Origin of the sequence: Phenylobacterium sp. (genome assembly GCF_046463815.1) — a bacterium.
In the GTDB taxonomy this organism is placed as follows: domain Bacteria; phylum Pseudomonadota; class Alphaproteobacteria; order Caulobacterales; family Caulobacteraceae; genus Phenylobacterium.
The window spans coordinates 106367-132484 of record NZ_JBKBRO010000007.1 but is presented as its reverse complement, the minus strand read 5'-3'; the positions used below and the strand labels follow the sequence as shown (position 1 = coordinate 132484).

Below are 26118 nucleotides of genomic sequence, written 5' to 3'. Positions count from 1 at the left end.
CGTGAGGACGGCTGACCCGGGCCCCCGCCCGTGCTAGGATTGTTCAAGCGAGGACACCAAAGGAGCAACCCCGCTGCAACGTGAAACCGCGCCCAAGCCCGCCGGGCGACAGATGGCGCACGAGGAGCAGGCCCAGGCCGCGGACTCCTCATCGGACGACCAGGGCCTCGGCGCCCTGGAGGACCTGATCCTGGCCCGTCTCGACGACGACAAGGCGCAGGATGTCGTTCTCATCGATCTCAAGGGCAAGAGCCCCGTGGCGGACGCGCTGGTCGTGGCCTCCGGCCGCTCGCAGCGGCATGTCGGCGCCATGGCCGACCACCTGCTGCGCGCGCTGAAGGAAGCCGGCTACGGCAAGTGCCGCGTCGAAGGCATGCCCAGCGCCGACTGGGTGCTGATCGACACCGGCGACGTGATCGTCCACCTGTTCCGGCCCGAAGTCCGCTCGTTCTACAACATCGAGAAGATCTGGTCGGTGGAGACCGGCGGCCACCGCGCCGCGGTCTGAGGACCAGCGCGTCCGCTTCGTGCGCGCAGGCGCGTCCTGAATGAAGATCGCCATCGTCGCCATCGGCCGGCTGGCGCGCTCGCCCGAGACGGAGCTCGTGAAGCTGTACGTCGAGCGCGCCACCGCCGCCGGCCGCGCGCTCGGCCTGGGCCCCGTCGAGGTGGTCGAGGTCGAGGCCCGCAAGCCCGGCAAGGCCGCCGAGGCCGAGGCCCTGCGGGCGCACCTGGCCGACAGCCACGTCATCGCCTGCGACGAGCGCGGCGCGGCCCGCGGCTCGCGCGCCTTCGCCGAGGAGATCGGCAAGCTCCGCGACCGGGGCGTGCGGCGGCTGGTGTTCCTGATCGGCGGCGCCGACGGCCTCGATCCCGGGCTCGTCGCCCAGGCCAACGGCAAGCTCGCCTTCGGCCCCCAGACCTGGCCCCATGCGCTGGCCCGCGCCATGCTGGCCGAACAGGTCTATCGGGCGGTCTCCATCCTGGGCGGATCGCCCTATCATCGGGACTGATGCGCGGACGGATTCTCCTGACCGGGACCTTGGGCGCGGCGGCGCTGTCCGCCGTGGCCCTCGCCGCGACCGGCGAGCGGCTCTCCCGGCTCAACCTCGCCGAGACCGAGATCTCGGCCGAACAGGCGCACAACCGCCACCAGCTCGCCCGCCTGCTGTCGGTGCTGGAGATGCTGAGGCGCGACCCGCCGCCTGCCCTTCTGGTCTCTCCGCAGGACGCCAAGGACGCGGTGCGCGCCGCCATCCTGGTGAAGGCCCTGACGCCCGAGTTGCAGGCCCGGGCCCGCGGCTACGCCCAGGACGCCTCGGAGGTGATGCGCCAGCGAAGGCTCGCCGCCGTGCAGAGCGAAGCCCTGTTCGAGCGCGAGAGCCTGGAGGCCGAAGCCCTGCCCGAGCCGGACTCCCGGGCGGGCCTGGCGCTCCGCGGCCCCCTGAGCGGCCTGCCGCCCGGCGTGCTGCGGGCGCCCGAGTCGCTGACGGCGCCCGCCGCCGGCCCCGTCGTCCGCCGCTTCGGCGACGCGCTGCCGGGCGGGGGCGCCGCCAACGGCGTCACATTTGCGGCGCCGCGCGGCGCCAGGGTGGTCAGCCCCGGCGACGGCGTCGTGCAGTATGTGGGCCCCGTGAAAGGCTGGGGCGTCATCCTGATTTTAAGACTAGCGGGCGGATACCATCTCGTGCTTGCTGGTCTTGAAAGAACGTCGGTCCAGCTCGGACAATCCGTCGCGGCGGGGCAACCTGTCGGTTCCGCCGCCGATGGTCGACAATCGACGTCCGAACTCTATCTCGAATTGCGGGAGCAGGGTTCGCCGGTCGACCCCAGCCGTTGGCTTGGCCAAGGGTCGGGGCCGGGCCGGGGCTGAACGAGAAGCGGGCTGACGCGCCGCGAGGCGCGAAGGGGGCCTGGTCGACAAGCGGCGAAAGCCGTGGAAGGGAGCCTGAGCAAGGCGATGAAGAAGTACCTCCTGATCGGCGCGTCCGCGTTCATCCTGGGCGCCGGGTCCATGGCCTACGTGAGCCAGCAGGCCATCGCCTCGGCCCAGCCGCGCGCCAAGACCTACCGGATGCTCGGCCTGTTCGGCGACGTGCTGAACACCGTCGAGAACCAGTACGTCACGGAGGTCGACGACACGAAGCTGATCCAGGCGGCCATCGACGGCATGCTGACCTCGCTCGATCCCCACTCGGGCTACCTCGACCCCTCCGACTTCGACGACATGCGCGACCAGACGCGCGGCGAGTACGGCGGCCTGGGCATCGAGGTCACCAGCGAGGACGGCGTGGTCAAGGTGATCTCGCCGATGGACGGCACCCCCGCCTTCAAGGCCGGCATCAAGGCCGGCGACTACATCACCGCGGTGAACGGCGAGAGCGTGCTCGGCCTGTCGGTCAACGAGGCCGTCAAGCAGATGCGCGGCCGCCCCGGCGAGGCCGTGACCCTGACCATCGCCCGCGAGAAGTCCGATCCCTTCGACGTGAAGGTGGTCCGCGAGGTCATCAAGCCCAAGTCGGCCACCGCCCGGATGGAGGGCGACTACGGCCTGCTGCGCATCTCCAGCTTCAACGAGAAGACCACCGACGAGGCCGAGGAGGCCTTCCACCAGTTGCGGATGAAGAACCCGCAGATGAAGGGCCTGATCCTCGACCTGCGCAACAACCCCGGCGGCCTGCTCGACCAGGCGGTCGGCGTCTCGGACCTGTTCCTGGAGGGCGGCGAGATCGTCAGCCAGCGCGGCCGCGATCCGCGCGATGTCGAGCGCTACAACGCCCGCCCGGGCGACATCACCGGCGGCCTGCCGATGGTGGTGCTGATCAACTCGGGCTCCGCCTCGGCGGCCGAGATCGTCGCCGGCGCCCTGCAGGACCGCAAGCGCGCCGAACTCGTCGGCCTGACCAGCTTCGGCAAGGGCTCGGTGCAGACGGTCATCCCGCTGCGCGGCGGCATCGACGGGGCGCTCAAGCTGACGACGGCGCGCTACTACACGCCGTCCGGCCGCTCGATCCAGAAGACCGGCATCGAGCCCGACCTCGAGGTGGCCTCCAGCCGCGACGAGGCCCAGGCCATCGCCAACCGCAGCTACCAGTTCTCGGAAGCCTCGTTCCGCAACGCGCTGAACGCCGACGAGGGCAAGGCCCGCAAGGGCGCCCACGAGCCGGCCGAGGCGCCGCCCGAGACCTTCGACGAGAAGAAGGACTTCCAGGTCGCCCGCGCGACCGACGTCCTGCGCTACGGCTCGGTGGCCGCCACGCCCAAGCTGCCCAGGCCGCAGCCCAAGCTCGCCGGCATCCTGGCCAAGGACAAGGTCGCCGCGGTGAAGCCGCCGGAAACCACGCGGAAGTAGTCTGCTCGGCCCGTCTCCCTTCGCGGGAGACGGCGGCCCGCCCGCAACAGAAATCGGTCGCGCGACCGCAGCCGGCTCGTGTATCCGGAGGCAGACGTCCCCGGGGTGGAACGTCGATGGAGCAACCGCCTTGACCGACGAGACCCGGCCCGCCGGCGCCGCCGCGCCCACGCCGATCAGCATCAAGCAGTACGAGCAGCTGCAGCCGCGCGCGGCCATCGAACACGCCGGCGTGCGGATGGTCTTTTCGACCCCGTCCGAGATGGCGCTGTGGCGCGTGCGGACAATCCGCACGAAGGAGCCGTGCACGCTTGAGTGGATAGAGGGGTTCCAAGCGGACGACGTGCTGCTGGACTGCGGCGCGAACGTCGGCATGTACACGATCTGGGCCGCCGCCACGCGCGGGGTGCGGGTGTTCGCCTTCGAGCCGGAGGCGCAGAACTACGCCCTGCTGAACCGCAACATCCTGCTGAACAATCTTTCGGCGCGGGTGCACGCCTACTGCATGGGCCTGTCTGACACCTCGGGCCTGTCGCAGTTGCACATGGCCGACCTGCGGCTGGCCGGCTCGTGCCACTCCGTCGGCGAGGCGCTGGACTACAAGCTGGAGCCGCTGCGCCCCCTCTTTGTGCAGGGCTGCGTGGTCTCTCGGCTCGACGACCTGATAGCCCAGGGCGCGACGCCGGTCCCGACACACATCAAGATCGATGTGGACGGCTTCGAGCACAAGGTCATCGACGGCGCCCGGCAGACGCTGCGCAACCCGGCGGTGAAGTCGCTCCTGATCGAGACGAATCCGGCTCTCGCGGAGCACCGTGGCATGGTGGAGGCCCTGAGAGACCTCGGCTTCGCCTACGACGAGGCGCAGGTGTCGGCCGCCGCCCGCAAGGAAGGTCCCTTCAAGGGGGTGGCCGAGCACATCTTCCGCCGCTGAGGCGGGGCTTCTGGCGGCGGGCGGCGGGAGTGGATTCCGGAGCCGTGTTGTGCGATCCACCGGCCATGTCGAGCGCCCTCGAAGGCCAACTGGTCTACAACATCGCCAACACGCCGGTGCGGCCCTATCCCTATCCGCACCTCTATGTGCCGCAGGTGTTTCCGGCCGAGTACTACGCCGCGCTGCAGGCCAACATCCCCGACCCCGACGTCATGCTGCCCATCGAGCAGGCGCGTCCGGTGCGAGGGTACAAGGAACGCTTCGTTCTCGATCTGAACCAGCATGGCGACCGGCTGACCGCTGACCAGAACGCGTTCTGGCGGGGGACTCACGCGCTGCTCACCCGCGGCGGCCTTCGCGACTGCCTGCTCAGGAAGTTCAACGGCGAACTGCGCAAGCGCTTCGAGGCTGGGCCCGTGACGCTGAGCCAGGAGACCCTGCTCGTCGAAGACATCACCCGCTATGCGCTCGGCCCTCACACCGACACGCCCGCCAAGGTGATCACGGTGCTCTTCTATCTGCCGAGGGACGAGAGCCAGGCGCACCTCGGCACCTCGATCTACGTGCCCAAGGACCCCACCCGCCGCTGCCCGGGCGGCCCGCACCATGGCTATGAGGACTTCGACCGGGTGGCCACCATGCCCTTCATGCCCAACTCGATGTTCGCCTTTGTGAAGACCGACAACTCCTTCCATGGAGTCGAGCCGGTGACCGATCCCGACGTGCGCCGCTGGCTGCTGCTCTACGACATCAAGGTCCAGAGAACGCCTGCGCAGCCGCCGACCGGACAGCCCGCGACGGCCCGCTAGCTCGCCGGCGACCGCCGGCCTCTGTCGCGGTTGCAGACCTGCGTATTGATCGAGCATTAACCATGTTCGGCGACCCTCAAGGGGGAGGAGTCCCCCTGCCTTGGCCACCATCGCCTTCCCCCAGCCGAAGCTCCCCGACGTCGGCGCCCTCGTGAAGAGCCCCGCCGTGGGCGTGGCGGCGGCGGCCGTGCTGTTCGCGGGCGCGGCCTTCGCCCTGGTCAACCTGCTGGGTCCCTTCGAGGGCGGCTCGGGCCAGGCCCAGGTCCCGCTTCAGGCGGCGCTTTCCCAGGCCCCCGCCGGCTGGCGGGAGGCCCTGAAGCCCGCTCACGGTCCGCTCACGCCCCAGCCCGACGTGGTGCGCCTGTCGGAACGACCCCTGGCCCCGCTCGCCGCCGTCACCTGGAACGGCCCCGCCGCGCCGGCCGTGCGCCCGCTGGCCGGCGGCGCCCTGCCGCCCGCCCCGATCGCCGGCTTCTTCGCGCCCGGCCCCGGCGGGCCCCTGCCGATCATCGCCCAGGACGGCCGCACGCCGGCCGAGGCCTATGCGCGGCCCTTCACCTCCAACGGCCGGCCCAGGATCGCCCTGGTGGTCGGCGGCCTCGGCCTCAACGCGCGGGCCACCCGCCAGGCCATCGAGACCCTGCCGCCCGAGATCACCCTGTCCTTCGTCGTCTACGCCGAGGGCCTGCAGGGGTGGATCGACATGGCCCGCGCCGCCGGCCACGAGGTCCTGCTCGAGACGCCCCTGGAGCCGCTCGACTATCCCGACAACGACCCCGGCCCCTACACCCTGATGGCCGACGCCGCGCCGCCCGAGACGGTGAAGAAGCTGGAGTGGATCCTGTCGCGGGCCACCGGCTATTTCGGCCTGACCAACTACCTGGGCTCGCGCTTCCTGGCCGACGATCGGGCCTACGGCGCCCTGGCCAGTTCGCTGCGCGCCCGGGGCCTCGCCTTCATCGACGACGGCGCGGCGGCCCGCCGCGGCGGCGGCGTGCCCCGCGCCACGGCCGAACGGGTCATCGACGACCGGCTCTCGGGCCCGGCCATCGACCAGCAGCTCCTGGCGCTCGAGGCCGGCGCCCTGCAGCGGGGCCAGGCCCTGGGCTCGGGCTTCGCCTATCCAGTGACGTTGGAGAAGGTTGCGCGTTGGGCTTCCGAGGTGGAACAGAGGGGCTACCAGCTCGCTCCCGCCTCGGCGCTCATGACCCGCAGATGACCGATCTCTCCAGCTACCGTCCCAATGTCGGCGTCGTGCTCTTCCACCCGGACGGCCGGGTGTGGCTGGGCCGCCGCGCCGGCGCGCCCGGGCCCTACAACTGGCAGTTCCCGCAAGGGGGCATCGACGACGGCGAGGATGTCGAGGCCGCCGCCCGCCGCGAGCTCGCCGAGGAGACCGGCGCGGCCACCGTCACCCAGCTCGGCCGCACCGACGGCTGGATCGTCTACGACTTCCCGCAGGGCATGGGCGGCCCCAAGGCCTGGCGCGGCTTCAAGGGCCAGCGGCAGGTGTGGTTCGCCTTCCGCTTCGACGGCGAGGAGGCCGAGTTCGACCTTTCCGCCCACCACGAGCCCGAATTCGACGCCTGGCGCTGGGGCTACCTGGCCGAGGCCGCCGACCTGGTCGTGCCGTTCAAGCGCCAGGCCTACGAGCAGGTGATCCGCGCCTTCGAACCCTTCGCCGCGCCCCGTCCGAAGGGCGAGAGCGCCGCCTAGGATTTGGCCTGAAACCTGGACCCCTCCCCGGGTTTTCCGTCTAGACTGTCCCCCGACAGATCGGCTCCGGGGGGAGCGAGGCGGCATGACGACGGTGGTCATGGTCCACGGGGCCTTCTGCGGCGCCTGGGCCTTCGAGCGGTTCAGGCGCCCCTTCGAGGACCGGGGCTGGCGCGTGCTCGCGCCCGACCTGCGCGGCCATGGCCCGGACGCCGAGACCAGCGCCGTGGCGGGCCTGTCCATGGCCGACTACGCGGCCGACCTCGTGCGCTACTGCGAGGGCCTGCCCGAGCGGCCGGTGCTGGTGGGTCACTCCCTGGGCGGCCTCGTCTGCCAGATGGCGGCGCGGCGGATCGACGCGCGCGCCCTGGTGCTGCTGGCGCCCTCCTCGCCCTGGGGCGTGCCGGGCTCCACGATCGAGGAGGCGTTCACCGCCGTGGGCGTCAACCTGCTCGACCCGTTCTGGTCGGGCGCGGTGGCCCCCGACCGCGGCCTGATGCGCAGCCACAGCCTCGACCGCGTGCCCCCGCGCGAGCGCGAGGCCATCCTCGCCCGTGTCGGCCCCGAGAGCGCGCGGGCGCTGCGCGAGGTGCTGAACTGGTGGCTCGACCCCTTCATGACCACCAGCGTGGGCGCGGGGCCGTTGCCGGTCCCGACGCTCGTGTTCGCCGGCGAGCGGGACCTGGTCCATCCGCCCGGCACCGTGCGCCAGACCGCCAAGCGCCTCGGCGGGGCGTTCCGGGCGATGCCCGGCATGAGCCACTGGCTGATCGGCGAGCCGGGTTGGGAGCGGGTGGCGGACGCCGCGCTCGCCTGGCTGGAAGCCGACGCCCGCGCCGCGGCCTAAGCTGCCCGCCCTCTCTCCCGATGGGGGAAGGCAACCCGTGGTCCCTACTCCTTCGTCACCAGCTTAAGCCCCACGATCCCGGCCAGGATCAGGCCCACGCAGGCCAGCCGCGCCACCGTGGCCGGCTCCTTGAACAGGACCACGCCCAGGACCACCGTCCCGGCCGCGCCGATGCCGGTCCATACCGCATAGGCCGTGCCGATCGGCAGGCTGCGCACCGCCAGCCCCAGGAGGCCCATGCTGGCCACGAGGCTGACGCCCGTGAACACCGTCGGCCAAAGGCGCGTGAAGCCCTCGGTGGACTTGAGCCCGATGGCCCAGCCCACCTCGAACAGTCCGGCGAAGAACAGGATCACCCACGCCATGAGGGGCTCCAGGAAGAGGACGCCGGAAGGCGCCAAGGAAGAACGGGCGGTTCGGTCGTGGCGGAACGAGACCCAATCCGACCGCGGAGAGGGCGGAGCCGCACGGCCTCTCTGCGACCTCCGCGTGATCTCCGCGACCTCTGCGGCAAATCCCCCCGGCCCCGCACTCAACGGGAAGACAGCCCAAAATGAAAGCGCCGGGGGTCGCCGGCGCCTTCGGGTCGCGACAGGGTCGGAACCGATCCTAGAACTTGCGTTCCTGGTACTGGAAGGTGGCCAGGTCGTAGGCCTTGTTGACCGGGCTGCCGTCCGGCTTGCGCACGGTCGAGATATTCAGGCCCGTCGACGAATTCGACTGCACGTTCTCCCACGAGCGGCGCACGCGGGTGAGGCCGTCCGGGTCGACCGGCTGGGTGTAGTTGGCGGTCGGGTCCAGCGGCGGCTGGTGAACGAAGGCCCAGACGTTCAGCGCCTGGGTGATCGGGGCGTCCTGGCCGATGGCGAAATGGACCTCGCCGAAGCAGGAATCCTTGTTCGAGCCCTGCGGGAACAGGATGACCTGATAGGCCTTGGCGCCGCCGAGCGGCTTCGACCAGGTCATGTCGCGCTTGTTCAGCTTGAAGCCCTGGGCCTTGGCCAGGTCGTCCAGCTTCTGGCCGCGCACCGCGGGCACGCAGATGTTGTCGAGGACCGAGATCACGGCCGCGCCGTCGCCGGTGGTCGGCAGGGTGGGAGCCGGCGCGGCCGGCTGCTCGGCCGCGGGGGCCGGCGTCGGAGCGGTCGGGTCGGCGGGCTGGGCGACGTCCTGCGCCTGGGCGGCGGTCGCGAGACCAGCGGCGAGGATCAGGCTGGAGATGGCGATACGCATGGACGGTTCCCCTGACTTTTCGGCCGGCATCAAACTTTAGGCTCGCGCCCGAGGCAAGACCCGACGGCGCCGACGATGCGGCGCGGCGCCGGGCGCCTCGTTACGCAGCTTCCGAGGCGTGCTCGGCCAGGATCGTGAGGCCTTCCGGCGTCACGTCGGCGAAGCCGCCGCGCACGTCGTACACGGTGATCTTGCCGCCATTGTGAACGCGGACCTGGCCTTCCTTCAGCGCCGTCATGAACGGGGCGTGGTTGGCCAGGACGCCGAAGTCGCCTTCCGACCCCGGCGCGTCGACCTGGTCCACCGGGCCCGAGAAGAGCTCGCGCTCGGGGGAGACCAGCGAGAAGTGGAGCTTTTCGGCCATCGGTCCTTACGCTTCCGCGGCCAGCTTCTCGGCCTTGGCGACCGCTTCCTCGATGGTGCCCACCATGTAGAAGGCCGCTTCCGGCAGGTGGTCGTACTCGCCGTCGCAGATCGCCTTGAACGAGCGGATGGTGTCCTTCAGCTCGACGAAGGCGCCGGGCGTGTTGGTGAACTGCTCGGCCACGTGGAACGGCTGCGACAGGAAGCGCTGGATCTTCCGGGCGCGGGCCACGGTCAGCTTGTCCTCTTCCGACAGCTCGTCCATGCCCAGGATGGCGATGATGTCCTTCAGGGCCTTGTACTGCTGCAAGATCTCCTGCGTGCGGCGGGCCACCTGGTAGTGCTCCTCGCCGATCACCAGCGGGTCCATGATCCGCGAGGTGGAGTCCAGCGGGTCCACGGCCGGGAAGATGGCCTGGGCGGCGATGTCGCGCGACAGCACGGTCGTGGCGTCCAGGTGGGCGAACGACGTGGCCGGGGCCGGGTCGGTCAGGTCGTCGGCGGGCACGTAGATGGCCTGCACCGAGGTGATCGAGCCCTTGTTGGTCGAGGTGATGCGCTCCTGCAGGTTGCCCATCTCCGTGGCCAGCGTCGGCTGATAGCCCACGGCCGAGGGGATGCGGCCCAGCAGCGCCGACACCTCGGCGCCCGCCTGCGTGAAGCGGAAGATGTTGTCGACGAACAGCAGCACGTCCTTGCCTTCCACGTCGCGGAAGTACTCGGCCTGGGTCAGGCCGGTCAGGGCGACGCGGGCGCGGGCGCCGGGCGGCTCGTTCATCTGGCCGTACACGAGGGCGCACTTGGAGCCTTCGGTCGAGCCGTTGTTCTTCTTCGGGTCCACGTTCACGTTGGACTCGATCATCTCGTGGTAGAGGTCGTTCCCTTCGCGGGTCCGCTCGCCCACGCCGGCCAGCACGGAGTAGCCGCCGTAGGCCTTGGCGATGTTGTTGATCAGCTCCTGCATCGTCACGGTCTTGCCGACGCCGGCGCCGCCGAACAGGCCGATCTTGCCGCCCTTGGTGTAGGGGCACATCAGGTCGATGACCTTGATGCCCGTGACCAGCACCTCGGCCGAGGTGGACTGCTCCGCGAAGCTCGGGGCCTCACGGTGGATCGGGGAATAGGTGGTGGTCTTGATCGGGCCGGCCTCATCGATCGGCTCGCCGATGACGTTCATGATGCGGCCGAGCGTGCCCGGACCCACCGGCACGCTGATCGAGGCGCCGGTGTCGGTCACCGGCTGGCCGCGGGTCAGGCCCTCGGTGGTGTCCATGGCGATGGTGCGCACGGTGTTCTCGCCCAGGTGCTGGGCGACCTCGAGCACCAGGCGGAAGGGCTGGCCCGTCCGCTGGTCGGTGTTGGTGGTCTCGAGCGCGTTCATGATCGCCGGCAGGTGGCCGTCGAACTCGACGTCGACGACGGCGCCGATGACCTGGACGATCTTGCCCGTGGCGACGCCCTTGGCGGCCTTGGCGGCGGCGGGAGCCTTCGGGGCGGCGGCCTTCTTGGCCGGGGCCTTCTTGGCGGGCTTCTTGGCGACAGCAGCTTCAGACATGGCGGGCTCTTTCGGTGACTAGAGCGCCTCGGCGCCGGAGATGATCTCGATCAGCTCCTTGGTGATCTGCGCCTGGCGTGAACGGTTGTATTGCAGGGTGAGGCTGGCGATCATGTCGCCGGCGTTGCGGGTCGCGTTGTCCATCGCGGTCATCTGGGCGGCGAAGAAGCCGGCCTGGTTCTCCAGCATCGCCGAGAAGAGCTGCGTGGTGACGTTGCGCGGCAGCAGGGTCTCGAGGATCTCCTCCTCGCCGGGCTCGTACTCGTAGCTGGCGCCCTTCAGGTCGAGCGAAGCGCCGCCCTCGGCCACCTCGGCCGGGATGAGCTGGCGCACGGTCGGGACCTGCGAGACCACCGAGCGGAACTGCGAGAAGATCAGGTGGACGACGTCCACCTTGCCCGCCTCGAACAGCTCCTGGACCTTGGCCGAGACCTCCTCGGCGACGGCCAGCGACGGGTTGGAGCCCGCCTCGAAGGACTCGATCAGCCGGTCGCCGGCCAGGCGGCGGAGCTGGTCGCGCGCCTTGCGGCCGATGGTCAGGACGCTGACCTCCTTGCCCTGGGTCGACAGGCTGTTGATCTTCTCGCGCGCGGCGCGGACGATCGATGAGTTGAAGCCGCCGGCCAGGCCGCGGTCCGAGGTCGCCACCACCACCAGATGGCGCTGGTCCGAGCCGGCGCCGACGAGCAGCTTCGGCGCCCCGTCGCCGGACACGCCGGCGGCGAGGTTGGCGATGACGGCCGCCATGCGCTGGGCGTAGGGCCGCGCGTTCTGGGCGGCGTCCTGCGCTTTGCGCAGCTTCGCCGCCGCCACCATCTGCATCGCCTTCGTGATCTTCTGCGTGGCCTTCACGCTTCCGATCCGATTGCGCATCTCCTTGAGGCTGGCCATCGCCGGCTACTCGCTCCTGGGTCCGCGTGCGCTTAGGCGAAGGATTCGGCGAAGGCCGAGAGCACGGCCTTCAGCTGGTCTTCCACCGGGCCGAGGTCCTTCTTGGTGCGGATCGCATCCAGGATGTCCTGGTGCTTGGCGTGCATGTGGCTGAGCAGCTCGGCCTCGAAGCGGCCGACCTGGGCGGTCGGGACCTTGTCGAGGTAGCCGCGGGTGCCGGCGTAGACGCTGACCACCTGCTCTTCCACCGCCAGCGGCGAGTACTGGGGCTGCTTCAGGAGCTCGGTCAGGCGCTCGCCGCGCGCCAGTTGGCGCTGTGTGGCGACGTCGAGGTCCGAGCCGAACTTCGCGAAGGCGGCCATTTCCCGGTACTGGGCGAGCTCGCCCTTGATCGGGCCGGCGGCGGTCTTCATGGCCTTGATCTGGGCCGAGGAGCCCACGCGCGACACCGAGATGCCGACGTTCACGGCCGGGCGGATGCCCTGGAAGAACAGGTCCGTCTCCAGGAAGATCTGGCCGTCGGTGATCGAGATCACATTGGTCGGGATGTAGGCCGACACGTCGTTGGCCTGCGTCTCGATGATCGGCAGGGCGGTCAGCGAGCCCAGGCCGTTGTCCTCGTTCAGCTTCGCCGCGCGCTCCAGCAGGCGGGAGTGCAGGTAGAACACGTCGCCCGGATAGGCCTCGCGGCCCGGCGGACGGCGGAGGAGCAAGCTCATCTGGCGGTAGGCGACGGCCTGCTTGGAAAGGTCGTCATAGATGATCACGGCGTGCATGCCGTTGTCGCGGAACCACTCGCCCATGGCGCAGCCGGCGAACGGGGCCAGGAACTGCAGCGGGGCCGGCTCGGAGGCCGTCGCCGACACGACGATGGTGTAGTCGAGGGCGCCGCGCTCCTCGAGGGTCTTCACGATCTGGGCGACGGTCGAGCGCTTCTGACCGATGGCCACGTAGATGCAGTAGAGCTTCTGGCTCTCGTCGCCCGAGGCGTTGATCTGCTTCTGGTTCAGGATGGTGTCGATCGCCACGGCGGTCTTGCCGGTCTGGCGGTCGCCGATGATCAGCTCGCGCTGGCCGCGGCCGACGGGGATCAGGGTGTCGATGGCCTTCAGGCCGGTCTGCACCGGCTCGTGCACCGACTTGCGCGGGATGATGCCCGGGGCCTTCACGTCCACGCGGCGGCGCTCGGCCACGTTCTTGATCGGGCCCTTGCCGTCGATCGGCTCGCCCAGCGGGTTGACGACGCGGCCCAGCAGGCCCTTGCCCACCGGCACGTCCACGATCTCGCCCAGGCGGCGGACCTCGTCGCCCTCGCGGATGGCGCGGTCCTCGCCGAAGATCACGATGCCGACGTTGTCGCGCTCGAGGTTCAGGGCCATGCCCTTCACGCCGGCGGAGGGGAACTCCACCATCTCGCCGGCCTGGACGTTGTCGAGGCCGTAGACGCGGGCGATGCCGTCGCCGACCGACAGCACCGAACCGACGTCGGAGACGTCGGCTTCCTCGCCGAAGTTGGCGATCTGCGACTTCAGGATGGCCGAGATTTCGGCGGCGCGGATATCCATGGGCTTTACGCTCTCTTGAGGGCGAATTTCAGGGAGTCGAGCTTCGAACGGAGCGAAGCGTCGAAGAGGCGGGAGCCGACCTTCACCTTGATGCCGCCCAGGAGGGCGGGATCGACGCGGGTCGTGATTTCGGGGTCCTTGCCCAGGGCCTGGCGCAGCGCTTGAGCCACGCCCTTGGCCTGCGCCGGCGACAGCGGGAGCGCGGTGACGACTTCGGCCGAGACGGCGCCGCGGGCGTCCGCCGCCAGGCGCTCGAACGAGGCGATCACGGCCGACAGCGCCGAGGCGCGGCCGTTGACGGCCAGCAGGCCCAGGAACTTCTTGGTCACCGCGTCGAACTTCGCCTTGTCGGCGATGGCGGTCAGGCCCTTGCGCTTGGCGTCCGCGTCGAACGCGGGCGAGGCCAGCAGCACGCGCAGGTCGCGGCTGTCGGCGATCGCGGCCTTCAGCGATTTCAGGTCGGCCTCGACCGCGGCGACCTTTTTCTGCTCGGCCGCCAGATCGAACAGGGCCTGGGCGTATCGTTCGCCCACATTCGTAGCCTTGGAGTCGTCCGCCACTTAAAACTCGCCCGGTGCGTTTCATGTGCCGCCAACGGAGCGTCCGCGGCAGCCTAAAGGCTTGGAAGTGCTTGGAAAAAAGCACAGCGAGCCAAGAAGTCCGAAAGACCCCTGACCGTCAGCCGCGCGCCAGTTAGCACGCGATGTTTTGCGCTGCAACCGAGGGGGACGGGGGGGCGGCAATTAAGCCCGCCCAAAGCCCGGAAAGGCGCCGCAACGTCACCTTGGCCGAAAGTCCAGCCCAGGACGAAAAAGGGCCGCCGGGAAGCCCGGCGGCCCAGTTCGCAACAGAGCTCGACTAGAGACTGCTGGGAGACTTGAAGGCTTACTGCTTGGCGAGCTGGGCGCCGCCGGCGGCCTTGGCCACGGCCTTGGCGTTGCAGTCGGCGAGGCGCGCCTCGTCCAGGGTCTTGCGGCCGGAGAAGGCGGCCACCGGGCCCACCTTGTCGGCGACGGTCTTGCAGGTCGACGTCGCGAAGGTCTGCGAGGTCGGCGCGGTGGCGATGCAGGTGTCGCCCTCGCAGGCGAACATCGCGCCGCCGGCGATGAACTTGGTCTTCTCGGCCACCGGGGCCTGCAGCTTGGCGGTGACGGCCTCGGCCGCGAAGGCGGAGCCGGCGGTCAGGGTGGTGAAAGCGGCGCACACAGCCGCGAAGGTATGGAGCTTCATCGAGCCCTCCAGCGTTTTGGGGAGTGACGGCGCCCTGCTCAGGTGACGCCGGCCCCGCCCGCCGAGTGGATTCGCCGCGAGTATCCCCACCCGCGGCGCACGACGAACTGAGCAACGTAAAGATAACGGTGTTAAGATCGGTCGCGCAACCGCTATTTGCGCAACGCCGCTATGCGGGAATGCAGACCCCCCGCGCCGTTCATGTCTCGTCAATCTTGTTGGGCGTTCCGTTCCCCTACGGTATGGCAGGCGCCGGGCTGGGGCGGCCTCGAATTCGGTAGGACGACGCAGAGATGGCCAATGCGGGACAGGGCGGTCGCGGATCGCGGCCCCCTCGCGACAAACGCTCGCCCCTGCAGGCGCTGATTTACTGGGTGCTCGTGCTGGGCGTCTGGGGCCTGATCTTCCTGGTGGCGTTCTTCGCGGTCTTCGCCGTCGACCTGCCCGACACCTCGACGCTCTACGACGTCAAGCGCCAGCCCTCGGTGTCCTACCTCGACCGCTCGGGGGCGCTGGTGGCCGTGCGCGGCAGCCAGTACGCCCCGCCCGTCGACCTCGACCGCCTGCCCAGGTACGTGCCCGAGGCGTTCATCGCCATCGAGGACCGCTGGTACTACTGGCACTTCGGCTTCAACCCCTGGGGCATCGTCCGCAGCCAGGTCTACAACTGGACCCACCGGGGCCAGGGCGGCCCCCTGCGCGGCGGCTCGACCATCACCCAGCAGCTCGCCCGCAACCTGTTCCTGACCCCCAACCAGACCTACCGCCGCAAGGCCCAGGAGCTGATCCTGGCGGTCTGGCTGGAGGCCCGCTTCTCCAAGAAGCAGATCCTCGAGCTCTACCTGAACCGGGTCTATTTCGGGGCCGGCGCCTACGGCATCGAGGCCGCCTCCCAGCGCTACTTCGGCAAGCCGGCCGAGAAGCTCACCCTCGGCGAGGCCGCCCTGCTGGCCGGCATGATGAAGGGCCCCTCGCGCTATTCGCCGGTCTCGGCCACCGACCGGGCCGCGCGCCGCGCCACCATCGTGCTCGACGAGATGGTCGAGAACCGCTTCATCACGCCCCAGGAGCGCGACGAGGCCTTCCGCACCAAGGTCCGCGTCAATCCCGTGCTCGCCAACCAGCGGGCCCAGTATTTCACCGACTGGGTGGACGATCAGGTCCGCGCCCTGGTGGGCGAGCCCACCGAGGACCTGGTGGTCGAGACCACCCTCGACCTGCCGCTCCAGGCCGCCGCCGAACAGGCGATCCAGCGCGGCGTCGAGGCCGCCAAGGGCTCGGGCGTCGAGCAGGGGGCGCTGGTCTCCATCGACGGCGAGGGCCGCATCCGCGCCTACGTCGGCGGGACCAACTACCTCCAGACCCAGTTCGACCGCGCGACCATGGCCAGGCGCCAGGCCGGCTCGGCCTTCAAGCCCTTCGTCTACCTCACCGCCATGGAGGCCGGGCGCACGCCCCAGACCCCGGTGGTCGACGAACCGGTCAGGATCGGCAACTGGGAGCCGCGCAACTACACCGGCCAGTACCTGGGCCCCATCACGCTCCAGACCGCCCTGCAGGAATCGGTGAACACCGTGGCCGCCCGCCTGGCCAACGAGGTCGGCACCGCCAACGTCGCGGCCACCGCCCGGCGCCTCGGCATCACCTCGAACATCCAGCTCGACCCCTCCATGGCGCTGGGCGCCGTCGAGGTCAGCCCGCTGGAGATGGCCCAGGCCTACGCCCCCTTCGCCAACGGCGGCTTCCTGGCCAAGGGCTACGGCATCGAGCGCATCCGCACGGCTGCCGGCCGGGTGCTCTACGACCACGGCATGGACCGCCCGCCCCGCCAGGCCGTCATCGGCCAGCCGGCGCTCGCCTACATGAACCAGATGATGCGCCAGGTGGTGCAGCAGGGCACCGGGGCGCGGGCCAACGTCCCGGGCTACGACCTCGCCGGCAAGACCGGCACCACCAGCGACTACCGCGACGCCTGGTTCGTCGGCTACACGGGCGGCTTCGTCACCGCCGTCTGGGTCGGCAAGGACGACAACAAGCCGATGCGCCGGGTGACCGGCGGCGGCGCGCCGGCCGGCATCTGGAAGGACTACATGACCGCGGCCCTGCCCCGGCTGAAGGTCCAGCCCATCCCCGGAAGCACGCCGCCCCCGCCGCCCGAACCCGACCCGATCGGCGACCTTATCGACGGCGTCACCGACTTCTTCGGCGGCGGCGACCGGCCCCCGCCCTCCGAGTTCGACCAGCCCGCCCGCCAGCGCCCGCGCGAAGAGGTCCCGTTCTGACGAGCTCTTCCCTCCCCCTCGTGGGGAGGGTGGCGAGCGCAGCGAGACGGGTGGGGAAGTGTCGACCGGACGCGGAGCCCGGGGATTGGCCTCCCCACCCTGCTCGCCTCCGGCGAGCTGTCCCTCCCCATTAAGGGAGGGAGGCCTACCGCCCGAAGGCGTGCAGCCTGGCCCCTTCCGCCCTGAGCCACGCCCGGTGGCGGCGCTCGTCGCCGACCAGCGTCCGCACATGGGCCCAGAACCGCGGGCCGTGGTTCAGCTCCAGCAGGTGGGCGCATTCGTGGGCGGCCACGTAGTCGGCCACCTCGAACGGCGCGAGCGCCAGGCGCCAGGAATAGCGGATCGAGGCCGGCAGGCCCCGCGTCGCCGGGCGGCACGAGCCCCAGCGTGACTTGGCGTCGGCCACGCTGACCTTCGGGACCGCCACGCCCAGGGCCTCGCAGTGGACCGCCGTCCGCTCGGTGAGCACCGCCAGCGCCCGGCGCTTCAGGACCAGCGTCACGGCCCGGGCGTAGCCCTCGCCCTCGCCCATGGCGGCGATGCGCGGGGTGGAGCCGTCCTCGGGTTCGATCCAGCGGGCCCGGCCCGATCCGGCCTCCAGCCGCACCGGCGTTCCGAACACGTCCACCAGCATCCCAGGCTGGAACGGCGCGGCCGGCGGCAGCTCGGCCAGCCGCTCGGCGATCCACTGGGCCCGCTCCTGGGCGAAGGCCGCCGCCTCGGGCAGGCGCCGCGGCGAGGGTGCGGTGGCCACGATCTCGCGCCGGGTGCGGTCCAGCCTCAGCGACACGCGCCGGGCCCGGCGGTGCACGCGCAGGCGCACCACCGCTCCGGCCACCTCCAGCCGGTCTCCGTCAGCGAAACCTCGGCCGAAGGGACTCACCGCCCCAATCTAGTGCGTCAGGCGGCCGCTTGCGACCGGTCGGCGGCGTCTTCCATGCGGCGGACGAACGCCCGCACGCGCGGATAGATCTCCTCGCGGAAGCGCTTGCCGTTGAAGACGCCGTAGTGGCCGACGTGCGGCTGCACCCAGTCCTCCTTCAGCGCCGCGGGAATGCCGGAGCACAGGTCATGAGCGGCCTGCGTCTGGCCGATGCCCGAGATGTCGTCGTTCTCGCCCTCGACGGTCATCAGGCCGATGTCGCCGATTCGCTCGGGCCGCACGGGGCGGCCCCGGTGGACCAGCTCGCCCTTGGGCAGCAGGTAGCGCTGGAACACCACGTCCACCGTCTGGAGGTAGAACTCCTCGGTCAGGTCCAGGACCGACAGGTACTCGTCGTAGAACTCCAGGTGCTTGTCGGCGGAATCGCCGTCGCCGTCCATCAGGTGCGCCAGGTAGCGCCGGTGCGCCTCCTGGTGCTTCTCCAGGTTCATGGACATGAAGCTGGCGAGCTGGACGAAGCCCGGATAGACGCGCCGCCCCATGCCCGGATAGGGCCCGGGCACGGTGTAGATCATGTTCGACTGGAACCAGGCGAAGGGCCGCTCCTCGGCCAGCCGGTTGGTCACCGTGGGCGACAGGCGCGCGTCGATCGGCGAGCCCATGAAGGTCATCGAGGCCGGGCGGCTCTCCTCGCCGTCCTCGCTCATCAGGGCCGCGGCGGCCAGCACCGGCGGCCCCGGCTGGCAGACCGCCACCACATGCGGCCGCGGGCCCAGCACGCGCAGCATCTCGCGCACGTGGTCGATGTAGTCGTGGAAGTCGAAGCGGCCTTCCAGCACCGGCACGTCCCGGGCGTTGACCCATTCGGTGATGAACACCTCGTGGTCCTGCAGGAAGGCCTGCACCGTGCCCCGCAGCAGGGTGGCGTAGTGGCCCGACAGCGGCGCCACGATCAGCACCGCGGGCTCCAGGCCGCGGCGCCCGGCCCGGCGCATGTCGGACATGTCGCGCACGAAGTGGGTCAGCTTGCACCAGGGCGTCGACCACACCTCCACGGCGCGCACCCGCACCGGCTGGCCGTCGACCTCGACGCTGTCGATCCCCCAGGCGGGTTTGCCGTAGCGCCGGGTCAGGTTGGCGTAGAGGTCCGAGACGGCGAAAAGCCTGCGGCCCAGGTCCGTGTCGGCCGCCGGATTGAGCGGCGAGCTCCAGAACTGCCGGTTCGCCAGCGCGGCGAACCGCAGCGGCGTCGAGGCGTAGTAGCCGGCTTCATAGAGGGAGTAGAGCATCGGGCCCCCTTATTGTGCACTGCAGCATAACACGCGAAGCGTAAACGAGGTCCACCCCTTCCTTGCCTCCCCCGCGAAGCGGCGGGAGGGGGACCGATCGCCGACCCCGGCCTCAAGCCCGGGGGAAGAGCGATTGGTGAGGGGGCAGGCACGGGACCTCGCCCCCCTTCTCCTCCCCCGTCGGGGGAGGGGGACCGGCCGAAGGACGGTGGAGGGGGCCAAACGACGAGCTCGGCGCTTCCGGCAAGCCCCCTCCACCATGCTGGCGCATGGTCCCCCTCCCCCGATTGGGGAGGAGAGAGGGCGCCGCCTCAGCAGCTCGTGGCGTCGGGGCCGGCCTTCATGGCGGCCTCGATCTTGGCCGTCACCTGCTCGGGCGTCAGCTCGTAGGCCAGGACGCAGACGAACCGCCCCTTGGGGCTCATCAGATAGGTGTAGGAGGCGTGGTTGACCGTGTAGTCGTCGCCCTCGCCGACCTTCTGGTAGTAGACGTGGTAGGCCTTGGCCGCCCGGTCCGTCTGGGCCAGGGTCCCGGTGAGCCCGATCAGGCGCTTCGGGAAGGCGTCGTTCCTCACATAGGCCGCGACCTGCGCCGGAGTGTCGCGCTCGGGGTCCACCGAGATGAACACCGCCTGGAAATCGTTCGCCTTGGCCCCGAGCTGCTTCTCCACCTCGCCCAGCTCGAACAGGGTCGTGGGGCAGATGTCCGGGCAGTGGGTGAAGCCGAAGAACACCGCGCTCCACTTGCCCTTCAGCACGTCCTCGTCGACGCTGCGGCCCGTCTGGTCGACCAGTTGGAACGGCCCGCCGACGGCGGCGGTCTGCGCCTTCTGGGACCCCAGGACGCCCTGTTTGACGGCGAGACCGGTGAGGATGGCGAGCGCCAGAGCCAAGACCGCGACGAGCGCTAGGACGCGCCTGGACATGCGAGCTTCCCTTGCCTTGCGGCCCGGCCGCGCCGGGCGGACCTGATCCCTATGGCGTCCCAGATGGCTTCACCGGCCTTGCAGGCGGCGACGGCCAGGTCGGACCCTGACGGCCTCGATAGGGCCCAGGCCCAGGCGGCGCAAGGCGTCTGGGACGGCGCCAACGTCCGCCGCAGCCGTCTGCGGGTGCGCACCCTGGTCGCCCTGCGCTGGCTGGTGCTGACGGGCGAGATCCTGCTGCTCGCCGTGCTCATCCTGGGCCTCGGCTACGACCCGCCGCTGACGCTGGCGCTGGCGACGGTCGGGGTGGGCGCCTGGGTGAACCTGCTGACCAGCGTCGCCCAGCCCATGCAGCGGATGATGGGCGACCGCGAGGCCGCCGGCCACCTGGCCGTCGACGTCGTGCAGATCGCCCTCTTCATGGCCCTCATCGGGGGGACCGCGAACCCCTTCGTGGTGCTGCTTGTCCTGCCCGTGACGCTGGCGGCGGCCACCCTGCCGCGCGGCCCCCTCCTGGCCGTGGGCGCCCTGGCCGCGCTGGCCTCCCTGGCGCTGGCCGAGTTCGGCCTGCCGCTCAGCCCCGCCCCGCGCCTCACCCTCGAACACCGCTACGCCGCCGCCCTGGCCAACATCGCCGGCATGGCCCTGATCGCCGGCTACGTGCGCCAGGCCGCCGCCGAGGCCGGCCGCATGGCGCTGGCCCTCGACGTCACCCAGGCCGTCCTCTCGCGCGAACAGAGGCTGTCGGCCCTGGGCGCGCTCGCCGCCGCCGCCGCCCACGAGCTGGGCACGCCGCTCGCCACCATCGCCATCGTCGCCAAGGAGATGGCCCGCGAGGCGCCCACGCCCCAGTGCAAGGAGGACGCCGAGCTCCTGATCGTCCAGGCCGAGCGCTGCCGCGAGATCCTGCGCCGCCTCACCGAGACGCCCGACAAGGCCTCCGACGAGGTCCACGAGCGGCTCTCCCTGCGCCAGCTCGTCCAGGAGGTCATCGAGCCGCACGCGAACGTGAAGGGGGTCCGCGTCGAGGCCATCGTCGCCGGCGCCAAGGGGGTGAAGACCCCCGACATCCGCCGCCTGCCCGAGATCGCCCACGCCATGACCTCGTTCGTCGAGAACGCCGTGGACTTCGCCGCCTCCGAGGTGCTGGTCACCGCCCGCTTCGACGCCGACAGCGTGTCGATCGAGGTGCGCGACGACGGCCCCGGCTTCTCCCCCGAGATCCTGGCCAAGCTCGGCGAGCCCTATGTCACCAGCCGCCAGGGGGTGGCGGGCGGGCGCACCGGCCATGTCGGCATGGGCCTGGGCTTCTTCATCGCCAAGACGCTGCTGGAACGGACGGGGGCCCAGGTGAGCTTCCAGAACGGCCGCCCGCGCGGCGCCGTCGTCTCGGCCCGCTGGCCCCGCCGGACCGTCGAGGCGGTTTGACTTATGTCGCAGCCAAGCTTGCGAAGATGCGTTTAGCTGCGACAGACTGCCGCATAATCAGGTGAGGGAGCCCCAGCCGGGGTCCTAGCATGACCGATCTTTCCGCCGACATCGCCGCGCTCCCCGACAAGTCCCTGTTGGTGCTCGACGACGATGCGCCCCTGCGCACCCGCCTCGGCCGGGCGCTGGAGCAGCGGGGGTTCGAGCCCACCCTGGTGGGCAGCGTCGCCGAGGCCATCGCCGCGGTGCGCGCCAGGCCGCCGGCCTACGCCGTGCTCGACATGCGCCTTGAGGACGGCTCGGGCCTGAAGGTGGTCGAGGCCGTGCGCGACGCCCGGCCCGACGCCAAGATCATCATGCTGACCGGCTACGGCAACATCGCCACGGCGGTCCAGGCGGTGAAGGCCGGGGCCGTGGACTACCTCTCCAAGCCCGCCGACGCCGACGACGTGGCCCGCGCCTTGCTGGCCCGGGGCGGCGAGGCCCCGGCCCCGCCGGAAAATCCCATGAGCGCCGACCGGGTCCGCTGGGAGCACATCCAGCGGGTCTACGAGCTCTGCAACCACAACGTCTCCGAGACCGCCCGGCGCCTCAACATGCACCGCCGCACCCTCCAGCGGATCCTGGCCAAGCGCGCGCCCCGGTAGAGCGTGGCCACCTGGGAGGACGTCCGCGCCGCGGCCCAGCCTCTGCCGGGCGCCGAGGAGGATGCCTGGTGCGGCGAGCCCCTGTTCCGGGTGGGGACCAGGGGCTTCGTCCAGACCGCGCGGGGCCGGGTGATCATGAAGCTCGACAGGGCCCATCAGGAGCTCCTCTTCGAGGCCCGCCCCGAGGTCTTCACCCCCTTCGTCGCCGGCGCCCTGCGCTGGGCCTGCGTCGACCTCGCCGCCCTCGACGCCCGCGAGACCGCCGACCTCGTGGTCGAAGCCTGGACGATGGTCGTGCCGAAGAAGACCAGCCGCCCCTGGCTGGCCGAACAGCGCTAGGCCCCTACCTCCCCCGCAAAGCGGCGGGAGGGGGACCGCTCGCCGCAGAGCGAGCGGTGGAGGGGGCGAGCCTCAGGCACAGCGGCGACAAGACACCACGGATTTCACGGATTCCACGGATTGGCCGTGCGCCCCCTCTCCCCCCGAGCGCAGCTCGGAGAGGGAGCCTGGAGCGCGACCGCCCCGACCGCCGCGAAGCGGCGACTCACAAGGACCAGACCACGGAAGACACGGACCACACGGACGGCGTCGGCGCTTTCCGTGTCTTCCGTGTCTTCCGTGGTTCCTTCAAAGGGCCGCGGAGTCCCACGGAGTGGCCGGCCATCCGTGCAATCCGTGAAATCCGTGGTTCTCGCCCCCTACAGCGCGAACGCCTCCACGCCCCCGGCCCGGAGCGCCGCCAGCCGTCCGAACGCCAGCGTCAGCGCCTTGCGCCGCGCCCCGGCCAGCGGCGTGACCGGCGCCTCGCGCAGGATCGCCCCGCCGAAGCCGTCGGCCACGATCAGGCCCGGGTCCTCCGGCAGGATGTCGCGCGGGAACTCCGGGGCCACCGCGAAGGCGAAGGCGTCGCAGTAGGGCAGGTACTCATGCCACTTCTGGTCGGTGCGGAAGTCCTCGACCCCCGACTTCACCTCGACGATGAAGATCTCGCCCTTGGGGCCCAGCGCCATCAGGTCGGCCCGCCGCCCGTTCGGCAGGGTGACCTCCGCCAGCGGCGCATAGCCCAGCGCCGTCAGGAACCTGGCCGCCCCGCGCGTGACGGCGGCGGTGGTCTCGGGCCGCGAGACGGAAACGACGGTGACGGAGACGTCCATGCCCTCTAGCTTGTTCCGGCTACGTTCCGGATGCAAGCGGGGCTTCAGCTCCGCGGCGGGCCCGGGAACTCCAGCCGCGCCGGGTCGAAGCCGAGCTGCTTCATGCGGGCGACGGCCTGGGCCTTGATGGCGGCCGGCAGGGTGGGCTTCTGCGACATCAGCCAGACGTACTTGCCGTTGGCGGTGCCCAGGATCAGCCAGCCTTGGTCGATGCGGTGCTCCAGCACCCGGTAGTCCTGGCTGACCAGCCCGCCGAAGAAGCTCATCTTGATGCGGGTGTTGGAGGGATCGGCGGTGGCCTTGGCCTTCCAGGTGGTCTGGCCGCCGTCGTCCTTCCAGCAGCGCTGGACCACGGCGAAGCCGCCCTCGCGCGGCGTCCAGTCCGAGGCGCCGGCCTCGCAGCCGTCCTGCAGCTTGTTGGGCACCCGGGCCACCTCGTACCAGCGGCCCATCATCTTGGTGAGCTCGATCTTCTCGGGCTCGGCGCTCGCCGGCGCAGCCACAAAGAGGGCGGCTGCGGCCGCAGCGAGGATCAGGCGCTTCATCATGCCGGGGACCGATACCCGTGTCTGGTGTCGAACTGAACGCCCCGCGTGCGGCGCGCGGCGCTACATATAGACGCGGGCGCCCTTTGGCCAATGTTCGGCGATTCTGTTGCGGGAATGCGAACGCCCGCCGATCGGCCGACCGGCGGGCGCTGCGTCTTGCGGCTTGAGAGAAAGCCCTACTCGGCGGCGATCAGGACCTGCTTGGCGCGGTCCTTGAAGTTGATCTCCTGGAGGAACTTGATGCCCTCCTCGGCGATCTCGTCGCCCACCATGGCCTCGCCCTCGGACTTCAGCTCGTCCAGGTCGACGTACATGGCGTAGAACGCCCGCGTCCGGTCGGTGATGATGCCGGCGTTGACCAGGGTCTTCACCAGCACGCGGAAGATGTTGGTCTGCTCCTTCATCCCCTCGCGGCGCTTCTCGTCGGTGATGATCTCGGCCAGTTCGGCGATCACCCGGTCGGGGTCGAGGCCGAACTCCTCGTAGAGGCTGCGCTGCTGCGACGGCCCCACCAGGTTGAACAGCAGGGTCTGGAAGCAGTGGGCCGCCCAGGTCTCGATGATCTCGTGCTCCTGGGGCGTCAGGTGCGGGATGGTCCGGTCGGCCCAGATCTTCCCGAACTTGTGGTGGAAGGCCTCGTCGGTCATCACGAGCTGGGTGAGCTGGCGGGCCAGCGGGTCGTTGGTCAGCTTGAAGACCGTGGCGAAGGCGCCCATCGCCAGGCCCTCGACCAGCATCTGCATGCCGATGATCTTCTTGTAGACCTCGGGGCTGCCGATGATCTCGACCAGCAGGGCCTTCAGGGTCGGGCCGCATTCCACCGGCCGGCCCCAGCGGGCCTTGATGTACTTGGCGAAGGCCGTGACGTGGCGGGCCTCCTCGCGGGTCTGGTTGGCCGCGTACTCCTGGGCGCCCTGGTCCTTCAGCACGTGGCACAGGCTGGCCGACAGGTTCAGCGCGCCCTGCTCGCCGTGCAGGATGGAGGAGAAGGTGCGCAGCGCGAACTGGTTGACGAACCGCACGCGGTCCTTGCGGTCCTGGAGGCGGTCCGAGACGTACTTGGTCTGCAGGGAGACGACCATGTCCTCCGGCAGGATCATCTCGTTCTCCATGTCGAAGGGCGTGGAGAAGTCGATGTACTTGGGGTCCAGCGGGTCCCAGAAGTGGTCGTGGGTGGCGCTGATGATCTTGTCGAAGGCCGTGGAGCGCGCGTTGTAGCGGTCCAGCTCCAGCATCGACTCGAAGTCGTCGGGGGCGACGGCGTCGTAGATGATGTCCTTGGTGATGTTGCCGTCCGCGGCCATGGCTTCTCCTCCGTCGGGCGCTCTGATGCCGCCCCGTCTGTCAGCCGGCAAGGATGGCGGCTGAACGGCGATCAGTCAATTAAAATGACGGCGGCGTCACTTTCCTTTCCTCCCCCTTCATGGGGGAGGGGGACCGCGAAGCGGTGGAGGGGGGCGGCCGCTATTCCGCCGCCTCGATGGCGTCGATGTCGCCGTCCGAGAGGCCGAAGTGGTGGCCGATCTCGTGGACCAGCACGTGGGTCACCAGCTCCTCCAGGGTCACGTCGCCCCGCTCGGCCCATTCGTCCAGGATCGGGCGGCGGTAGAGGAACACCCGGCTGGGCTGGGGCGCGTCGAACACCGACCGGCGCGTCAGGTCGACGCCCTGGTACAGGCCCGTCAGGCCGAAGGCGTCCTCGATCCCCAGCTCGTCCAGCACCTCGTCGGGCGGGAAGTCGTCCACGCGGAACACCACCTCGCCGGCCAGCCGGCGGAAGCCCTCGGGCAGCTCGGCGAAGGCCCGCTCGGCGATGAGGGCCAGGTCGTCCAGGCTGGGCGCGCGGCCGAAGGAGCCTTCACTCATCGGGCATCACGATGTGCGGCGCCTCGGGCGGGCGGGTCTCGAAGAGGCCGGTGTCCAGCGGCTGCTGCGGCTTCACGGGCCGCAAGGGCGCCCGCGCGATGGCCCGGAGCGTCTCGGTCTCCAGCGCCTGTTTCGCCCGCCTCGCCTGGCGGGCCTGCGGCGGGTCGAGCGGCCGCTCGGCCGTGGGGATGCGCCAGTACGACACCGTGAGGCGCCACACCGTCTTGGGCCTGGGCGGCGGGGCGGGCCAGCGGCGGCCGTTCTCGCAGGTGGCCTCGGCCGGGGCCGGGACGCGGCCGGCTTCCGCCGCCACCTGCTCCACGAGCTGGCAGTAGCGGTCCTCCGGCCCGGCGTCCTCCAGCCGCTCGCCATAGGCCGCCAGCGCCGCCTCGCGGGTCGGGAAGGCCGGGCCCGCCGGATCGGTCGTGAACGCCACCGCCCCGCCGGCCCGGCGGCGCGCCTCGCTCTCGCGCGCGGCCCGGCCCAGGGGCCGCGACAGGGCCTGCTCGGCGTTTACGGCGACGGGGTAGAGGATGGTCATGCGGCCGCCATCCTAGCCGCCCCGGCCCCGGCGGAACACCTCCTCCGCCCCCCGCCCGT

Annotated in this window: 29 protein-coding genes; 13 read left to right on the top strand and 16 right to left on the bottom strand. The window is 70.6% G+C overall.

Annotated elements, in window-relative coordinates; all coding sequences use genetic code 11:
- Positions 1–112 precede the first annotated feature (112 nt).
- The 9 genes from rsfS to ACK4TT_RS06420 all read left to right on the top strand — a co-directional run bounded on the left by rsfS (position 113) and on the right by ACK4TT_RS06420 (position 7658).
- Positions 113–508 carry a ribosome silencing factor gene (rsfS, locus tag ACK4TT_RS06460; protein WP_409637873.1) on the top strand — a complete coding sequence of 132 codons (396 nt, stop codon included), beginning with the start codon at positions 113–115 and terminating at the stop codon, positions 506–508.
- A 40-nt stretch (positions 509–548) separates the two neighbouring features.
- On the top strand, positions 549–1013 hold the full coding sequence (rlmH, locus tag ACK4TT_RS06455) for a 23S rRNA (pseudouridine(1915)-N(3))-methyltransferase RlmH (RefSeq protein WP_409637876.1): 465 nt from the start codon (positions 549–551) through the stop codon (positions 1011–1013).
- Positions 1013–1873, top strand: coding sequence for a murein hydrolase activator EnvC family protein (locus ACK4TT_RS06450; RefSeq protein WP_409637879.1), 861 nt, complete (start codon positions 1013–1015; stop codon positions 1871–1873). The genes rlmH and ACK4TT_RS06450 overlap by 1 nt, the downstream gene beginning before the upstream one ends.
- Before the next feature lie 87 nt (positions 1874–1960).
- Positions 1961–3352 (top strand): S41 family peptidase, encoded by a 1392-nt coding sequence (locus ACK4TT_RS06445; RefSeq protein WP_409637882.1) that lies wholly within the window; start codon positions 1961–1963, stop codon positions 3350–3352.
- A gap of 130 nt (positions 3353–3482) precedes the next feature.
- On the top strand, positions 3483–4286 hold the full coding sequence (locus ACK4TT_RS06440; RefSeq protein WP_409637885.1) for an FkbM family methyltransferase: 804 nt from the start codon (positions 3483–3485) through the stop codon (positions 4284–4286).
- A 65-nt stretch (positions 4287–4351) separates the two neighbouring features.
- The gene (locus ACK4TT_RS06435) at positions 4352–5095 is read left to right on the top strand and encodes a hypothetical protein (RefSeq protein ID WP_410212658.1); all 744 of its coding nucleotides are present in this window, start codon (positions 4352–4354) and stop codon (positions 5093–5095) included.
- A gap of 100 nt (positions 5096–5195) precedes the next feature.
- Entirely contained in the window at positions 5196–6314 is a 1119-nt protein-coding gene (locus ACK4TT_RS06430; protein WP_409637891.1) for a divergent polysaccharide deacetylase family protein, read from the top strand.
- A complete protein-coding gene (locus ACK4TT_RS06425) occupies positions 6311–6811 on the top strand; it encodes an RNA pyrophosphohydrolase (protein ID WP_409637894.1) in 501 nt (166 codons plus the stop codon). Before ACK4TT_RS06430 ends, ACK4TT_RS06425 begins: the two co-directional genes overlap by 4 nt.
- A gap of 85 nt (positions 6812–6896) precedes the next feature.
- A complete protein-coding gene (locus tag ACK4TT_RS06420; RefSeq protein ID WP_409637897.1) occupies positions 6897–7658 on the top strand; it encodes an alpha/beta hydrolase in 762 nt (253 codons plus the stop codon).
- A gap of 44 nt (positions 7659–7702) precedes the next feature.
- Here the strand turns inward: ACK4TT_RS06420 and sugE are convergent, their stop codons facing one another.
- The 8 genes from sugE to ACK4TT_RS06380 form a co-directional block, all read right to left on the bottom strand.
- The gene (sugE, locus tag ACK4TT_RS06415) at positions 7703–8023 is read right to left on the bottom strand and encodes a quaternary ammonium compound efflux SMR transporter SugE (protein WP_409637900.1); all 321 of its coding nucleotides are present in this window, start codon (positions 8021–8023) and stop codon (positions 7703–7705) included.
- Between the two features lie 244 nt (positions 8024–8267).
- A complete protein-coding gene (locus ACK4TT_RS06410) occupies positions 8268–8891 on the bottom strand; it encodes a hypothetical protein (RefSeq protein WP_409637902.1) in 624 nt (207 codons plus the stop codon).
- Positions 8892–8991: 100 nt separating this feature from the next.
- On the bottom strand, positions 8992–9255 hold the full coding sequence (locus tag ACK4TT_RS06405; protein WP_409637905.1) for an ATP synthase F1 subunit epsilon: 264 nt from the start codon (positions 9253–9255) through the stop codon (positions 8992–8994).
- 6 nt (positions 9256–9261) lie between these two features.
- The gene (gene atpD / locus ACK4TT_RS06400; protein WP_409637908.1) at positions 9262–10809 is read right to left on the bottom strand and encodes a F0F1 ATP synthase subunit beta; all 1548 of its coding nucleotides are present in this window, start codon (positions 10807–10809) and stop codon (positions 9262–9264) included.
- An 18-nt stretch (positions 10810–10827) separates the two neighbouring features.
- A complete protein-coding gene (locus ACK4TT_RS06395) occupies positions 10828–11700 on the bottom strand; it encodes a F0F1 ATP synthase subunit gamma (protein ID WP_409637910.1) in 873 nt (290 codons plus the stop codon).
- Between the two features lie 32 nt (positions 11701–11732).
- Positions 11733–13265 carry a F0F1 ATP synthase subunit alpha gene (gene atpA / locus ACK4TT_RS06390; RefSeq protein WP_409637913.1) on the bottom strand — a complete coding sequence of 511 codons (1533 nt, stop codon included), beginning with the start codon at positions 13263–13265 and terminating at the stop codon, positions 11733–11735.
- Between the two features lie 5 nt (positions 13266–13270).
- Complete coding sequence (locus ACK4TT_RS06385) at positions 13271–13825, bottom strand: F0F1 ATP synthase subunit delta (RefSeq protein WP_410212657.1); 555 nt, start codon at positions 13823–13825, stop codon at positions 13271–13273.
- A 325-nt stretch (positions 13826–14150) separates the two neighbouring features.
- The gene (locus ACK4TT_RS06380; protein ID WP_409637919.1) at positions 14151–14495 is read right to left on the bottom strand and encodes a CC_3452 family protein; all 345 of its coding nucleotides are present in this window, start codon (positions 14493–14495) and stop codon (positions 14151–14153) included.
- Between the two features lie 293 nt (positions 14496–14788).
- Here ACK4TT_RS06380 and ACK4TT_RS06375 point away from each other — a divergent pair, with 293 nt between their 5' ends.
- Complete coding sequence (locus ACK4TT_RS06375; RefSeq protein ID WP_410212656.1) at positions 14789–16777, top strand: transglycosylase domain-containing protein; 1989 nt, start codon at positions 14789–14791, stop codon at positions 16775–16777.
- Positions 16778–16922: 145 nt separating this feature from the next.
- Here the strand turns inward: ACK4TT_RS06375 and ACK4TT_RS06370 are convergent, their stop codons facing one another.
- The 3 genes from ACK4TT_RS06370 to ACK4TT_RS06360 form a co-directional block, all read right to left on the bottom strand.
- Complete coding sequence (locus ACK4TT_RS06370; protein ID WP_409637925.1) at positions 16923–17615, bottom strand: M48 family metallopeptidase; 693 nt, start codon at positions 17613–17615, stop codon at positions 16923–16925.
- A 62-nt stretch (positions 17616–17677) separates the two neighbouring features.
- The gene (locus ACK4TT_RS06365) at positions 17678–18949 is read right to left on the bottom strand and encodes a polyhydroxyalkanoate depolymerase (protein ID WP_409637928.1); all 1272 of its coding nucleotides are present in this window, start codon (positions 18947–18949) and stop codon (positions 17678–17680) included.
- Positions 18950–19260: 311 nt separating this feature from the next.
- Entirely contained in the window at positions 19261–19875 is a 615-nt protein-coding gene (locus ACK4TT_RS06360) for an SCO family protein (protein WP_409637931.1), read from the bottom strand.
- A 63-nt stretch (positions 19876–19938) separates the two neighbouring features.
- Here ACK4TT_RS06360 and ACK4TT_RS06355 point away from each other — a divergent pair, with 63 nt between their 5' ends.
- The 3 genes from ACK4TT_RS06355 to ACK4TT_RS06345 all read left to right on the top strand — a co-directional run bounded on the left by ACK4TT_RS06355 (position 19939) and on the right by ACK4TT_RS06345 (position 22289).
- Positions 19939–21303, top strand: a complete 1365-nt coding sequence (locus ACK4TT_RS06355; RefSeq protein ID WP_409637934.1) for an ActS/PrrB/RegB family redox-sensitive histidine kinase — start codon at positions 19939–19941, stop codon at positions 21301–21303.
- A gap of 89 nt (positions 21304–21392) precedes the next feature.
- Entirely contained in the window at positions 21393–21950 is a 558-nt protein-coding gene (locus ACK4TT_RS06350) for an ActR/PrrA/RegA family redox response regulator transcription factor (RefSeq protein ID WP_409637937.1), read from the top strand.
- A 3-nt stretch (positions 21951–21953) separates the two neighbouring features.
- The gene (locus ACK4TT_RS06345) at positions 21954–22289 is read left to right on the top strand and encodes an MmcQ/YjbR family DNA-binding protein (RefSeq protein ID WP_410212655.1); all 336 of its coding nucleotides are present in this window, start codon (positions 21954–21956) and stop codon (positions 22287–22289) included.
- A gap of 359 nt (positions 22290–22648) precedes the next feature.
- On the opposite strand, the gene mmcB is transcribed toward ACK4TT_RS06345, so the two are convergent.
- From mmcB to ACK4TT_RS06320, 5 genes are all read right to left on the bottom strand, one after another.
- Positions 22649–23104: a DNA repair putative endonuclease MmcB gene (mmcB, locus tag ACK4TT_RS06340; RefSeq protein ID WP_409637943.1), complete on the bottom strand. Its 456-nt coding sequence runs from the start codon at positions 23102–23104 to the stop codon at positions 22649–22651.
- A gap of 44 nt (positions 23105–23148) precedes the next feature.
- Complete coding sequence (locus tag ACK4TT_RS06335; protein WP_410212654.1) at positions 23149–23649, bottom strand: lipocalin family protein; 501 nt, start codon at positions 23647–23649, stop codon at positions 23149–23151.
- A gap of 179 nt (positions 23650–23828) precedes the next feature.
- The gene (locus ACK4TT_RS06330; RefSeq protein WP_409637948.1) at positions 23829–24956 is read right to left on the bottom strand and encodes a ferritin-like domain-containing protein; all 1128 of its coding nucleotides are present in this window, start codon (positions 24954–24956) and stop codon (positions 23829–23831) included.
- A gap of 160 nt (positions 24957–25116) precedes the next feature.
- Positions 25117–25518 carry a metallopeptidase family protein gene (locus ACK4TT_RS06325; protein WP_409637951.1) on the bottom strand — a complete coding sequence of 134 codons (402 nt, stop codon included), beginning with the start codon at positions 25516–25518 and terminating at the stop codon, positions 25117–25119.
- Positions 25511–26059 carry a hypothetical protein gene (locus tag ACK4TT_RS06320; protein ID WP_409637953.1) on the bottom strand — a complete coding sequence of 183 codons (549 nt, stop codon included), beginning with the start codon at positions 26057–26059 and terminating at the stop codon, positions 25511–25513. Before ACK4TT_RS06320 ends, ACK4TT_RS06325 begins: the two co-directional genes overlap by 8 nt.
- Positions 26060–26118: the final 59 nt, after the last annotated feature.